At 41.0% G+C, this 12900-nt stretch carries 14 protein-coding genes; 7 read left to right on the forward strand and 7 right to left on the reverse strand.

The features are described from left to right. The first annotated feature begins 6 nt into the window (after positions 1–6). The 4 genes from ACTJJH_RS07735 to ACTJJH_RS07750 are packed head-to-tail and all read left to right on the forward strand — an operon-like array spanning position 7 to position 3084. The gene (locus ACTJJH_RS07735; RefSeq protein WP_440600960.1) at positions 7–732 is read left to right on the forward strand and encodes a 3-ketoacyl-ACP reductase FabG2; all 726 of its coding nucleotides are present in this window, start codon (positions 7–9) and stop codon (positions 730–732) included. Continuing rightward, positions 732–1958, forward strand: coding sequence for a beta-ketoacyl-ACP synthase (locus tag ACTJJH_RS07740; RefSeq protein WP_440600961.1), 1227 nt, complete (start codon positions 732–734; stop codon positions 1956–1958). Before ACTJJH_RS07735 ends, ACTJJH_RS07740 begins: the two co-directional genes overlap by 1 nt. 11 nt (positions 1959–1969) lie before the next feature. After that, on the forward strand, positions 1970–2404 hold the full coding sequence (locus ACTJJH_RS07745) for a hypothetical protein (protein WP_016144319.1): 435 nt from the start codon (positions 1970–1972) through the stop codon (positions 2402–2404). 23 nt (positions 2405–2427) lie between these two features. Beyond that, positions 2428–3084 (forward strand): 4'-phosphopantetheinyl transferase family protein, encoded by a 657-nt coding sequence (locus ACTJJH_RS07750; protein WP_063098096.1) that lies wholly within the window; start codon positions 2428–2430, stop codon positions 3082–3084. 70 nt (positions 3085–3154) lie between these two features. On the opposite strand, the gene secB is transcribed toward ACTJJH_RS07750, so the two are convergent. The 4 genes from secB to rsgA form a co-directional block, all read right to left on the reverse strand. Continuing rightward, positions 3155–3613 carry a protein-export chaperone SecB gene (secB, locus tag ACTJJH_RS07755; RefSeq protein ID WP_002115005.1) on the reverse strand — a complete coding sequence of 153 codons (459 nt, stop codon included), beginning with the start codon at positions 3611–3613 and terminating at the stop codon, positions 3155–3157. A 27-nt stretch (positions 3614–3640) separates the two neighbouring features. Beyond that, positions 3641–3898 (reverse strand): glutaredoxin 3, encoded by a 258-nt coding sequence (gene grxC / locus ACTJJH_RS07760; RefSeq protein WP_002114715.1) that lies wholly within the window; start codon positions 3896–3898, stop codon positions 3641–3643. An 11-nt stretch (positions 3899–3909) separates the two neighbouring features. Beyond that, on the reverse strand, positions 3910–4326 hold the full coding sequence (locus ACTJJH_RS07765) for a rhodanese-like domain-containing protein (protein WP_000443006.1): 417 nt from the start codon (positions 4324–4326) through the stop codon (positions 3910–3912). 98 nt (positions 4327–4424) lie between these two features. Continuing rightward, the gene (gene rsgA / locus ACTJJH_RS07770) at positions 4425–5486 is read right to left on the reverse strand and encodes a ribosome small subunit-dependent GTPase A (RefSeq protein ID WP_005066188.1); all 1062 of its coding nucleotides are present in this window, start codon (positions 5484–5486) and stop codon (positions 4425–4427) included. A 125-nt stretch (positions 5487–5611) separates the two neighbouring features. Between rsgA and orn the strand changes: the two genes are divergently transcribed. The 3 genes from orn to ACTJJH_RS07785 all read left to right on the forward strand — a co-directional run bounded on the left by orn (position 5612) and on the right by ACTJJH_RS07785 (position 8006). Next, complete coding sequence (orn, locus tag ACTJJH_RS07775; RefSeq protein WP_000099436.1) at positions 5612–6178, forward strand: oligoribonuclease; 567 nt, start codon at positions 5612–5614, stop codon at positions 6176–6178. Positions 6179–6333: 155 nt separating this feature from the next. Continuing rightward, entirely contained in the window at positions 6334–7065 is a 732-nt protein-coding gene (locus tag ACTJJH_RS07780; protein WP_004794670.1) for a Bax inhibitor-1/YccA family protein, read from the forward strand. A 137-nt stretch (positions 7066–7202) separates the two neighbouring features. After that, a complete protein-coding gene (locus ACTJJH_RS07785) occupies positions 7203–8006 on the forward strand; it encodes an enoyl-ACP reductase FabI (RefSeq protein WP_031944198.1) in 804 nt (267 codons plus the stop codon). Between the two features lie 68 nt (positions 8007–8074). On the opposite strand, the gene ACTJJH_RS07790 is transcribed toward ACTJJH_RS07785, so the two are convergent. From ACTJJH_RS07790 to ACTJJH_RS07800, 3 genes are read right to left on the reverse strand one after another with little or no spacing between them, the layout of a single operon-like run. After that, complete coding sequence (locus ACTJJH_RS07790; RefSeq protein ID WP_440600979.1) at positions 8075–9469, reverse strand: efflux transporter outer membrane subunit; 1395 nt, start codon at positions 9467–9469, stop codon at positions 8075–8077. A gap of 22 nt (positions 9470–9491) precedes the next feature. After that, positions 9492–11486 (reverse strand): MacB family efflux pump subunit, encoded by a 1995-nt coding sequence (locus tag ACTJJH_RS07795; protein WP_320124142.1) that lies wholly within the window; start codon positions 11484–11486, stop codon positions 9492–9494. A 2-nt stretch (positions 11487–11488) separates the two neighbouring features. Further along, positions 11489–12826: a MacA family efflux pump subunit gene (locus ACTJJH_RS07800; RefSeq protein WP_141315706.1), complete on the reverse strand. Its 1338-nt coding sequence runs from the start codon at positions 12824–12826 to the stop codon at positions 11489–11491. Positions 12827–12900: the final 74 nt, after the last annotated feature.

Consider the following 12900-nt stretch of genomic DNA (forward strand, 5'->3'; position numbering starts at 1 on the left):
TACATTGTGACAAGACGAATTTTAGTAACGGGTTCAAGTCGAGGAATTGGAAAGGCGATTGCATTACAGCTGGCAAAGGCTGGTTTTGATGTAACTGTGCACGCGCGTTCACGTCAGGCAGAGGCTGAGCAAGTCGTACAAGAGATTCAAGCCTTAGGGCAAAATAGCCATTATTTAATGTTTGATGTGAATGAGCGCCAGACGGTACAACAAATTTTAGAGCAAGATGTAGAGCAGCATGGCGGATTCTATGGCGTTGTATTGAATGCAGGCCTTACTCATGATGGTGCTTTTCCTGCGTTAACAGATCAAGACTGGGATGAAGTGATTTCGACTTCCTTAGATGGTTTCTATAATGTTTTAAAACCACTCATCATGCCAATGATTCACTTACGCAAAGGTGGTCGTATTGTCACTTTATCTTCTGTGTCTGGAATTATGGGTAATCGTGGACAAGTCAACTACAGTGCTGCAAAAGCAGGTCTGATTGGTGCGACCAAGGCTTTGGCACTCGAATTGGCGAAGCGAAAAATTACTGTGAACTGTGTAGCCCCTGGACTGATCGAAACCGAAATGGTGACAGATGAAGTCAAAGAACATGCGCTTAAAATGATTCCGCTGCAGCGCATGGGACAGGCCGGTGAAGTGGCGAGCGTAGTAAAATTCTTATGTTCAGATGAAGCCTCTTATGTAACTCGACAGGTGATCTCTGTGAATGGAGGAGTCATCTGATGAAACGTGTTGTTGTGACAGGAATGGCAGGAATTACCTCTTTAGGTGAAACTACCGATGATATCTTTGCGCGATTTGAAGCTGCTAAAAGCGGTATTCGTTACATGCCGGAGTGGGAGCAATATGTTGACCTTCGGACCAAACTTGCTGGGCCTGTTGAAACATTTCATGTTCCAAAACATTTTAACCGTAAGGTTACCCGTGGGATGGGACGTGTAGCGCTCATGTCTGTGGTTTGTGCCGAAACTGCTTTACAAAATGCTGGGTTGCTTGGGCATGAAATTTTGTCTAGTGGCGAAGCGGGTGTTGCCTTTGGTTCATCTGCGGGTAGCGTAGATGCAGTGGGTGAGTTTGCAAGCATGTTGCTTCACCAGAGCATGAGTAAGATTAATGCCACCACTTATATTCGCATGATGGCCCACACCAGTGCAGTGAACATGACCGTATATTTTGGCCTAAAAGGATTAACTTTACCTACCTCAAGTGCATGTACCTCTGGTTCCATGGCCATTGGGCAAGCTTATGAAGCAATCAAATATGGCAAACAGCAGGTCATGATTGCGGGTGGTGCAGAGGAACTCAGTGCGGCAGGTGCAGCGGTTTTTGATGTATTGTTCGCGACCAGTGGAATGAATGATCAACCTGAAAAAACACCACGTCCTTTTGATGCTAAACGAGATGGATTGGTGATTGGTGAAGGAGCAGGCTGTTTAATTCTCGAAGAATATGAACATGCCAAAGCACGAGGTGCTCATATTTATGCAGAAGTGATTGGCTATGGTAGCAATACCGATGGTCAACATGTAACTCGTCCTGAGTCAGAAATGATGGGGCGCTGTATGGAGTTAGCGCTTAAAGATGCATCTGTAGAGGCTAAAGACATTGCCTATGTAAACGCGCATGGTACTTCAACTGATCAGGGCGATGTGGCAGAGAGCCAAGCCACTGCAAAAGTTTTAGGCTATAAACCAATCAGCTCTTTAAAGAGTTATTTTGGACATACGCTGGGGGCGTGTGGGGCTATTGAAGCTTGGTTAAGCATCGAAATGATGAATCGTGGCCGTTTTATTCCAACTTTAAATCTAGATGAAATCGACCCGCTATGTGGTGAACTAGATTATATCGTTCAGCAGCCGAGAAATTTGGATGCTGACATTATTATGAGCAATAACTTTGCTTTTGGCGGAATTAATACTTCGCTTATTTTTAAACGTGTTAAACAATAAGGAACACAACAATGTTAAATAAAAAACTTTTATTTGTAGCAATGCTAAGTGCGGGTTTTACTGCCACTGTTCAGGCTGGAGATGAAGTACATCAGTTAAATTTTAAAGAAGCTGTAGACCGTGCGGTTGCAGATGGAACTTTGGATGGTTCGGTAAAGTTTTATTTAAAGGGTACAAAGTCTGGTGGTAAAGTTATTCAAAAAGATGCTGTGACGAATAAAAAGACCAATGGTTTTGGTAAGTCGGCAGCAACTTCTTGTGACTGGGTTTTGCGTTCAGCACTAATCCAAATGCAAAACAATGCCAAAGCACAAGGGGCAAACGCCGTGACCAATATTGTGAGCTATTTTAAAGCCAATGAAACAACGAGTACGACAACTTACGATTGCTATAAAGGCACCATGATGGCGGGTGTTGCTTTAAAAGGCGATGTCGTTAAATTCTAATAATTTTAAGTAAGGTCGAGATAATGTCTAAGCGTAAAATTGAAGTCTATACACAGGCATTATCTCAGCTTCTTTTAAAGTCTAAACAAGATTTTCCAGACTTCCGTTCATTTAATCATTATAAAAAACAACAAATACAGAGTGTCAGAAATAGACTGATTGCAGAGAAACTACAACTCACTTCAACGGAGTTGGAGTTTGCCAAGCATGAACATGGCAAACCTTATTTATTGAATCACACTTTGCATTTTAATCACTCACATAGCCAACATTACTACGCTTTAGCCATGAGTGAACATGTTGAAGATATTGGGGTAGATGTTGAGGAACTGGATCGAAATGTACGCTTAGACGCTTTAGCAAAACATGCATTTCATCCTGATGAATATGAAACATGGCTAAGCTTAGAACAAGATAGAGAATATTGGTTCAAAGTCTGGACCACGAAAGAAGCTGTTTTAAAAGCTTCAGGATTAGGCATACGTTTAGATTTAAACACGTTAAATACTCAGGCACATCCTACCGATCATGGTGGAGTCTGTTCTCATCCACTTAATGGGACATTTGCCTATCAAAATTTTATTGTGGGCAATATGATATTAACCGTTGCATGGCGTTCAGAGTTATCTTGCCGTGGCTTTCAATTTCCATCTATTCAGCTTCACTCACTTGATCTTTAATAATTTTAATAGCACACATAAAAAAACCGCGTATTACGCGGTTTTTTTATTAAAAGGGAAAGCTAAAATATTAAGCTTGACCTTCAACAGCAGCAGCTTGAGCACGTTGCATGTTCGCTTCAAACTCGGCATCAAAGTTGATTGGAGTAAGAAGTAACTGTGGGAAGCTACCTTTAGTTACTAAATCATTTACAGCTTCACGTAAGAACGGGAACAAAATATTCGGGCAGTATGCGCCTAAAATATAAGGTAAACGCTCTTCTTCAATGTTGTCGATCAAGAAAATACCTGATTGAGTTACATCTACAATGAACGCTGTTTCGTTGTCGTTATCGGCTTGTACCACAACTTTTAAAGAAACTTCAAAGTGAGTCGGGTCAATCTTTTCTGCAGCAGAAGAAAGATTGATATTAAGTTCAGGTTGCCATTGTTTAGTAAAAACCTGCGCCCCAGGAACCTCAAAAGAAATATCTTTTGTATAAATACGCTCTAAAGCTAATTGTGGTTGAACTTGTTGTTCTTCGCTCATTGTTTTTTCCTTAATATGGATGCGATGTTAAGCCAATAATTCGTCGAGTTTACCTTCACGCTCTAAAGCATAAAGTTGGTCAAAACCACCGATAAACTGATCGTTAATGAAAATTTGTGGGACAGTACGATGATTTGTGCGTTGCATTAATTCAACACGTACTTCTGGTGCTTCAACAGAAAGATTTACTTCTTTATAAGCAACACCTTTACGCTCAAGTAACTGTTTAGCACGAACACAATACGGGCATACAGAAGTTGAGTAAACAATGACATTTGCAGCCATGATAATTCTCCTTAAGCTTTTGGTTTGCTTTTAACAAGAGGTAAGCCTTGTGCTTTCCAGTTACTAATACCACCATCAAGACGATAGCTATCGTGGTGAGCAACTTTTTGCAAAGCACTTCCAGCAACTTGCCCCAAGTTGCAAATAAATACCAGTGGACGGTCACTTGCTTTTAATTCGTCAGCATGACTTGCGATTTGGCTATACGGAATATTGCGACTGCCACTAATGTGACCTTCGCGGAAATCTTTGCTATCGCGTAAGTCAATCAAAAGAGCATTTTTCGCTTTCACTAAAATACCAAGCGACTGTGGAGAAATTTTACGACCATTACGTTGACCTTCAAAAATGAAGAACAACACGATCAAGACTCCGAGCGTACCAAACAAAATGGGGTGATTCCCCATAAACTCTAACCAGCGTTCCACAAGTCACCTAAAAAAATTAAAAAACAAAATTGACCTAGAGTATAGCGTATATAGATGGTGATCAAAATCACCACTTCAAGGGCAAATAGGGCAGAAAATCAGTTTTTTTGCTGCGCTTCTTGAATCTCATCGATTAAACGCAAAAAGCTATCTAAACGTCGTGGCAAAATTTCACCCGCTTCAACGGCCTGTTTAAGCCCACAATTCTTTTCATGAGTATGTGTGCAATTACGGAATTGGCAAGATCCTAGATGTGCTGCAATGTCAGGAAAGCCCATACGAATTTTTTCTAAATCGAGATGCCAAAGCCCAAACTCACGAATTCCCGGAGAATCAATTAAGGCACCATTTTTACCGAAGTTGATTAAGCGCGTAGAGGTTGTCGTGTGTTGTCCAAGTGCAGAGTTTTCAGAAATAACATTAGTTTTTTGCTCTGCATCTGGAATGAGCACATTAATTAAAGAGCTTTTTCCTACGCCTGATTGCCCTACAAATGCTACGGTTTCACCATCTAAACGCTCAGATAAAGCAGAGATATCTCCCTTCTTAGACTGACAAATCATCACCTCATAACCCAAGGTTTTATATTCTTCTAATAGGGTAAGAATTGGGTCATTTTCAGTGAGTAAATCAGACTTATTGAGGACCAAAAGAGCAGGAATATTTGCATCTGCACAAGCAACTAAATACCGATCGATTAGCGTTGGAGCTGGTTCAGGAAGCGGTGAAAATACAATCACAATCAAACTGATATTCGCGGCTACTGGTTTAACTTTGTGATAGCGGTCAGGACGGGTAAGTAAAGATGTACGTGGGTGAATGGCTGTAATAATGCCTAAACCCGTATTTGGGTCTGCCTGCCATTTAACACGATCACCAGTTACAAGTAACTCAAGATTAGTTCGAGTATGGCAACGCCAAACACTATTGAGCTCGATCGGCTTCCAGAATGGTTCTGGTTCTCCTTCGGCAACTTGTGGTTTTTCTGGGTGATGCTCCGGTACAGAGAGGGCTTGTACTTCAAGTTGACGGCCATAATGTTGTACAACGAGTCCGTCTAGATCCTGTGAAGTATCGATCTCTTCTTGGCGAGTTTTATGCTGTTTTTCAATACGACGTTGCTGTTGTTCAGTTAAACGACGCTTACGAATTAAAGCCATTCATATCCCAAAAAAACCATTGTTTGAAGACCGCAAAAATAGCATGAAGCAGCTATAGAATTACAGCGCGGAAGCAAGAAATTTGCTACTATTGATGTTTTTACGGCATTTTAGAACGTACATTCATGAGCAGTACTTTAAATACACGATTAATTTGGATTGATCTGGAAATGACCGGATTAGATACCGATAATGACCAAATTATTGAAATCGCAACAATTATTACAGATGATCATTTAAATGTACTTGCTGAAGGTCCCGTTTTGGCTATTCATCAACCTGATCGTATTTTAAATGCAATGGATGAATGGAACACTCGTCAACATGGGCAGTCTGGTCTGATTGAACGAGTTCGTCGCAGTAAATTAACAGCTCGTGATGCTGAGTTACAAACTTTAGAATTCCTAAAAAAATGGGTGAATCCAAAAGTTTCACCAATGTGCGGTAACTCAATCTGTCAGGATCGCCGTTTCTTACACCGTCTTATGCCTGAACTTGAGCAGTATTTCCACTATCGTAATCTTGATGTATCTACGGTAAAAGAGCTTTCAAAACGCTGGCGCCCTGAAATTATGAGTGGCCTGAAAAAGAATGCATCACATTTGGCAATGGATGATATTCGTGACTCAATTTCAGAGTTGAAATATTACCGCGAATATTTCTTTATCATGAATACAGATGGTAAAGATTGATTACGTTGTAGATGTGATATGAAAGGGAGGCTTAGGCCTCCTTTTTTTATTGCATAAAGGACATTGTTACAATAATGCCGATCGCCTGATTTGGCTTTCATATTCATTTTGCTTAAAATGATGTTTTAAATTTTTATTATAAAAAGAGAGCATTTATGCAAAGTAATAACCCGATACTGACTCGTGTTGAAACGGTCAGTGACTATAGTCAACCGATGACTGTGCAAGGTGCGATTCAAAAATCTGTTATGTTGACGGTCATTGCAGCTGCGGTGGGTGTCGCTTTATTTTTCTATGCAGCCTTTACTGCAAATGTTGGTATTGCTTACGCAGCTTCAATTGTGGGTGCAATTGGTGGTTTGGTTTTAGCTTTAATTACAACGTTTAAACCAACGACTGCGCCAACATTGGCAATTCCGTATGCCTTATTTGAAGGGGCTTTTTTAGGTGGTATTTCGTTTACTTTCCAGTTGAAATACCCAGGTGTTCCACTTCAGGCTTTATTAGCAACTTTCGTTACGACTTTGGTGATGTTTGGTTTATATAAATTCCAAATTATCCGCGCAACTGAAAAGTTTAAGTCAGTTGTAATCTCTGCATCTTTGGCAATCTTTATTGTATTTATTGTGCAGATGGTCATGCGTTTAGCATTTGGTTCAAGTGTTCCTTATATTTTTGAAAGTAACTGGTTAGGCATTGGTTTTGCTGCATTCGTCGCGGTCATTGCTTCGCTTAATCTGATTTTAGATTTTGATTTAATCGAAACTAATGCAGCATATCGTGCACCAAAATTCATGGAATGGTTGTGTGGTATCGCATTACTTGCAACTTTAGTATGGATGTATATTTCTTTCTTACGTTTACTGGGCTTACTGTCTGACGACTAAGATTGCATTCATCTAGAAGTCGCTCCTCATCAGGAGCGATTTTTTTTCGTGCGATTTTTGAAAAAAGATGCATTATGCAATTTCGAAAACCGCCGAATATTGGCATTATGCTTGAAATTGTTTTGAGTGAGATCGGCATGACACAAGGACTTTTAGCAGGTAAGCGCTTTTTGATTGCAGGCGTTGCTAGTAAATTATCAATTGCTTTTGGTATCGCACAAGCATTACACCGTGAAGGTGCAGAGCTTGCGTTTACTTATCCAAACGAAAAATTAAAAAAACGTGTGGATGAATTTGCTGAGCAATTCGGTTCTAAGCTTGTGTTTCCATGTGATGTTGCTGTTGATGCTGAAATTGATAATGCATTTGCAGAACTTGCAAAACATTGGGATGGTGTAGACGGTGTTGTACACTCAATTGGCTTCGCACCTGCACATACACTTGACGGTGACTTCACTGACGTGACTGACCGTGAAGGTTTTAAAGTTGCTCATGACATCAGTGCATACAGCTTTGTTGCAATGGCACGTGCTGCAAAACCTTTATTACAAGCTCGCCAAGGTTGTTTATTAACTTTGACTTACCAAGGTTCTGAGCGCGTTATGCCTAACTATAACGTTATGGGTATGGCAAAAGCTTCTTTAGAAGCTGGTGTTCGTTACTTGGCATCAAGCCTTGGTGTTGATGGTATCCGTGTAAACGCGATTTCTGCGGGCCCAATCCGTACTTTAGCTGCTTCTGGTATTAAATCTTTCCGTAAAATGTTAGATGCCAATGAAAAAGTTGCGCCGTTAAAGCGTAATGTAACCATTGAAGAAGTAGGTAACGCAGCATTATTCCTATGCTCACCTTGGGCTTCAGGTATTACTGGTGAAATCCTATATGTAGATGCTGGTTTCAATACTGTAGGTATGAGCCAATCTATGATGGATGATGAATAAGTTTTAAAATTTATTTAGCCATAAAAAAGCCGTAGTTGAAGGACTACGGCTTTTTTAATTGGTGCAAGTTATTGCGGTAGTTCTTTTACAGGTGAACCACCTAGAGCTTGCATGAGAGTGACATAAGCATTGTATTGGCTTTGCTTGGTTTCAACGAGGCTTAATCGTGCAGTACGTGTGGTCTGCTGTGCATCAAGAAGCGTTTTTAATGCGACAGCACCATAACGGTAACGGACTTCTGTTAAACGTTCAGTTTTTTCTGCAAGTTCAACATTACGCTCTTGTAACGCTACTTGTTTATCGAGTTCGGTACGACTCGATAAAGCATTTTCTACATCAGCAAAAGCCTGATAAAGCGTTTGACGATATTGAATAATCGCTTTTTCATAATCTAGATTGCTAATCGCGATATCTTTCTTCATATCGTTATATTGCAAAAACGGTAAGCTTAAACTTGCACCAAGCGTGAGAGCAGGGTTACGTAATAACTCCGTTAACGATGTGCTGCTTGAGCCTAGACTGCTGGTTAAGCTAATCGACGGGTAGTAGCTCGCCTTAGTAGCATCTTTAGTCGCTAATGCTTTTCTTAAGCGTAGTTCACTTGCTTGCAAATCAGGGCGGCGTGATAAAATATCGGCAGGTAAACCAGCACCAATTGCAGGTAGAGCAGTGCGTGGTAAACGCTTTGGCTCTTGAATGTTTAATTGCTGCAATGGTTCATGCAATAACACTGCAATGGCTGTGCGTGTTTCAACCAGTTGTTGTTCAATCTGACTTAAACTCGCTTTTTGGCTCTGTACCGACTGTTCTGCTTGAGTCAGATCTACACCGGAAACGGCACCAGCTTTATATTGAATCTGTACCAAGTCATAAAGCTTTTGAGAGGTTGCTAGACTTTGCTGTGCGGTTGTATAACGCTCATTTAAATAACCCAGTTGCCAATAAAGTTTGGCAGTAGTTGCAATTAAACTTTGCCCAGTAGCTTGTAAATCTTGTTCTGTCGCTAAAGCTTCCCATTTACTTGCTTCGGTTTGGCGTGCAAGCTTGCCAAACAAATCAAGCTCATAGCTTACTCCCGCACTCATGGAAAGACCATTAGCGCTGTCATCTCCCGAATTTAAATCGAAAGAATGTCCAGTAGAAACACTAGAGCTAGTTCGCAAGCCTTGCTTATTAGCGGTTAAATCAGCTTGTAGACGGGCTTGCTTTAAAGCAATACCTGCAACTGCTAAATCACTGTTACGCTCTAATACATTGCTTACAAGCTGATTGAGCTGTGCGTCGTTAAAGAGTGTCCACCAACGGTCAGAATATTGAGCGGCAGACATGGTTTTTGTTTTTGTTGTGTCATACTGAAAACTACCCGGAACTTGTACTGCAGGTGTTTCATAAGGTGTTTTTACTACAGCTGCACATCCTACAAGAGAACCTGTGAGAAGAAGTGCTGTGCTGAGTTTAGTCATAGAGAAAGACATGCAATTTTCCTTATTCTCGTGATAGTGCGGCAACAGGGTCAAGCTTCGCGGCATTCTTGGCAGGCAAGAAACCAAATACGACACCAATCAGTGTTGAACAGACAAATGCGGCAATAATAGAAGTGCTTGAATAAGCTACGCTAAAGTTACCGCCAGCAAATTTATTAATAAGTTGTCCAAGTCCAAGCGACAATAAGACGCCAAGCACACCACCAATTAAACATACTAAAATTGCTTCAATCAGGAATTGCTGCAAAATATCACTTTGACGAGCACCTACAGCCATACGTACGCCAATTTCCTGAGTACGTTCAGTCACCGAAACCAACATAATATTCATTACCCCGATACCACCAACGACCAATGAAATTACGGCAATTGCTGAAACCAGAAGGGTCATCGTGCTGGTTGTTTTCTCAATAGTCTGACGGATACTGTCACTGTTCATGGTGAAAATATCTTGTGCACCATGGCGCTGGGTTAATAAATTCACAATCGCATTTTCTGCGGCAGCAGTTGAATATTTGTCATTAATACGAACCACGATATTACGTACATTAGATTGTCCTAACATACGGCTCATCACGGTTGTATAAGGCATATAGACATTTAAAGTGTCATCTGAGCCCATGCCGCTCGTTTGCGGTTCTAGAACGCCAATAATACGAGCAGGTACACTACCGAGTAATACTACTTGACCGATAGGGTTGGTACCGTCACTAAAGAACTGCTTTTGAGTATTAGTATCAATGACCACATCCTGTGAGCGATCACGGACACTACGTTGATCAAAAGTTTGTCCATCTTTAAAGACCAAACCTTTCACATCGAAATAATCGTTACTCACACCATTAATGGTCGCGTTCGCTTCATTTTGTTGGTAACGCATGGTTTTGGATGTGCTGACGATTGGGCTGACTGCACTAACATATGGTTGAGTCATTAACGCATCGGCATCGGCAGGCACCAAGGTTTTAAAACTTGCAGTTTTAGAGTTGTCACCAAAACCACGGCCCTGAAACACCGTAATCGTATTTGTTCCCAGGCTACTAATATTACTTAAAATTTGCTGTTGAGAGCCTTTACCTAATGCGACAACAGTAACAACCGATGCAATACCAATGATGATCCCCAGCATGGTTAAAAAAGTACGCATGCGGTGGGCATTCATAGACAGTAAAGCCATTTGAAAGGCTTCAGATAAACGGTCTAAAGTAGAGCGCCATGCAGAAATACTTTTGCCTTTCTTCTGTTTACCTTGCAAAGCAGGCGCCGCATCAGGATCAGATTTGATTGGTTCAGCTGCTTGATCTGGAACATTAGGGCGGTCACTAATAATTTCTCCGTCACTAATCTCGATAATGCGAGTCGCATTTTTTGCAACTTGCATATCGTGGGTGACTAAAATAATAGTGTGGCCTGCGGCATTGAGTTCACGCAAAATACGCATCACCTCAACACCACTATGAGAGTCAAGCGCCCCTGTTGGTTCATCTGCCAGAATAACGTCACCGCCATTCATCAGCGCACGGGCAATAGAAACACGTTGCTGCTGACCACCAGAAAGTTGGCTTGGTCTATTGAGGGTTTTAGTACCTAAACCTAATTCGGTCAGTAAAGCCGTTGCGCGTTGTTTACGTTCAGAAGGGGTAACACCTGCATAAACAGCCGGAACTTCTACGTTACCTTCAGCAGATAAATCACCCAATAAATGGTAGCGCTGGAAAATAAAACCAAAATATTCACGGCGTAGTCGAGCGAGTTGATCTGGCTCAAGTTTACCGGTTTCTTGTCCATTAACCTTGTAACTACCACTCGTAGGTCGGTCCAAACACCCCAAAATATTCATGAGGGTCGATTTGCCGGAACCAGACTGGCCGACAATCGCAACCAGTTCACCTTCATAAATGGTCAGGTCAATACCTTTTAAAATTTGTATCGTGCTTTCGCCAGCAGGGAATTCCCGGACTAGATTGCTGACTTCAAGCAAAGCTTGTTTTGTCATGCTTACATTCCCATTGGGCCACGGCGGCGGTTATTACCACTATTTGCAGAAGCAGCAGAAGTATCTGAACTATCTGCAATTACAACTTGGTCACCTTGTTTTAAACCAGCAAGAACTTGCGCATTTACACGGTTATTAATACCCACCAAAATTTGAGTCGGTTTGGTTGTACCATCTGCTTGTAAAATACGTACTACGCTTAGCGTTGCTTTACCTTGTTCAACCAGTTGTTTTTGTTCAGCAGTTAAATTTAAGCGTTCTAAACGAGCACCATTACCTTCATGTTTGCGTTCTGTACTTGGGGTAGAACTTGCTTTCTCAGATGATTGACCTGATTTTCTTTGACCAGAAAATTGTTTACTACTTAAAGCAGAAGATGGAACCAATAAAGCATTTTTAGCTGAATTTAATACGATATAAACTTGTGCAGTCATATCAATACGCAATTTACCATCAGTATTTGGCACATCGAATAAGGCATTGTAGTAAACAGCTGAACTGGTTGTTGAGCTTGTTGTACTGGTTGATTCGCTCGAAATTGAGTCGGGAGCTGGTTCAATTTGACGTAAAGTTGCATAGCGCTTGGTTTCATCACCTAAAGTTGTAAAGTAAACCTGTTGTCCTTTTTCAACTTTCATAATGTCAGCTTCACTGACCTGAGCCTTAATCGTCATGTTTTGTAATTTTGCAATTTTGACGATTGTTGGTGCGCTTTGGTTTGCGTTTACGGTTTGGCCTTCTTCAGTCACAATCGCGACAACCGTTCCATCAGTTGGAGCAACAATACGTGTGTAACCAATGTTGGTTTGTGCCGTAGATTTTGTGACTTTTGCAGATTCAATCTGTGCATCTAATGCTTTAATTTGTGCCTGAGCTGTTTTATAGCTTGCCTCGGCCGATTCTAAATCTGCACGCGGCGTTGCGTCTTGCGCATACATTTGTTGCTGACGGCGGTACTCAAGTTGTTTTTCATTTAATGAAGCAACTTGTTGAAGACGCTGTGCTTCTAAATTTTTAATATTCGCATCAGAAGTTTTTAAGCTATTTTCTTGGGTTGTTGAGTCAATTTGTGCAATGAGTTGACCTTGTTTAACCTGATCACCCAACTGTACATACATCTTTTTAACCTGACCAGATACCTGTGCACCCACACTAATGAGTTTGGTTGCATCTAGTGTACCTGTCGCAAGTACATTATTTTCAATATCCCCCCGTGTTACCTCAGCAGTAATATATTGAGGTTGCTGCTCTTTAGGCTTTAAAAACTTCCAAGCTAATACAGCAATAACTGCTATACAGAGGATAATAATAACAAGTTTGATTGGCTTTATTTTTGGCATGGTGAGAGGTCGAAAAGTTTAAAATTTAATTTAGTATAAAAGCGAAATGAGGATAAAACGTGAATTTTTATTAT

It is taken from the genome of Acinetobacter sp. 22301, assembly GCF_052045285.1.
Taxonomy (GTDB): Bacteria; Pseudomonadota; Gammaproteobacteria; order Pseudomonadales; family Moraxellaceae; genus Acinetobacter; species Acinetobacter pittii.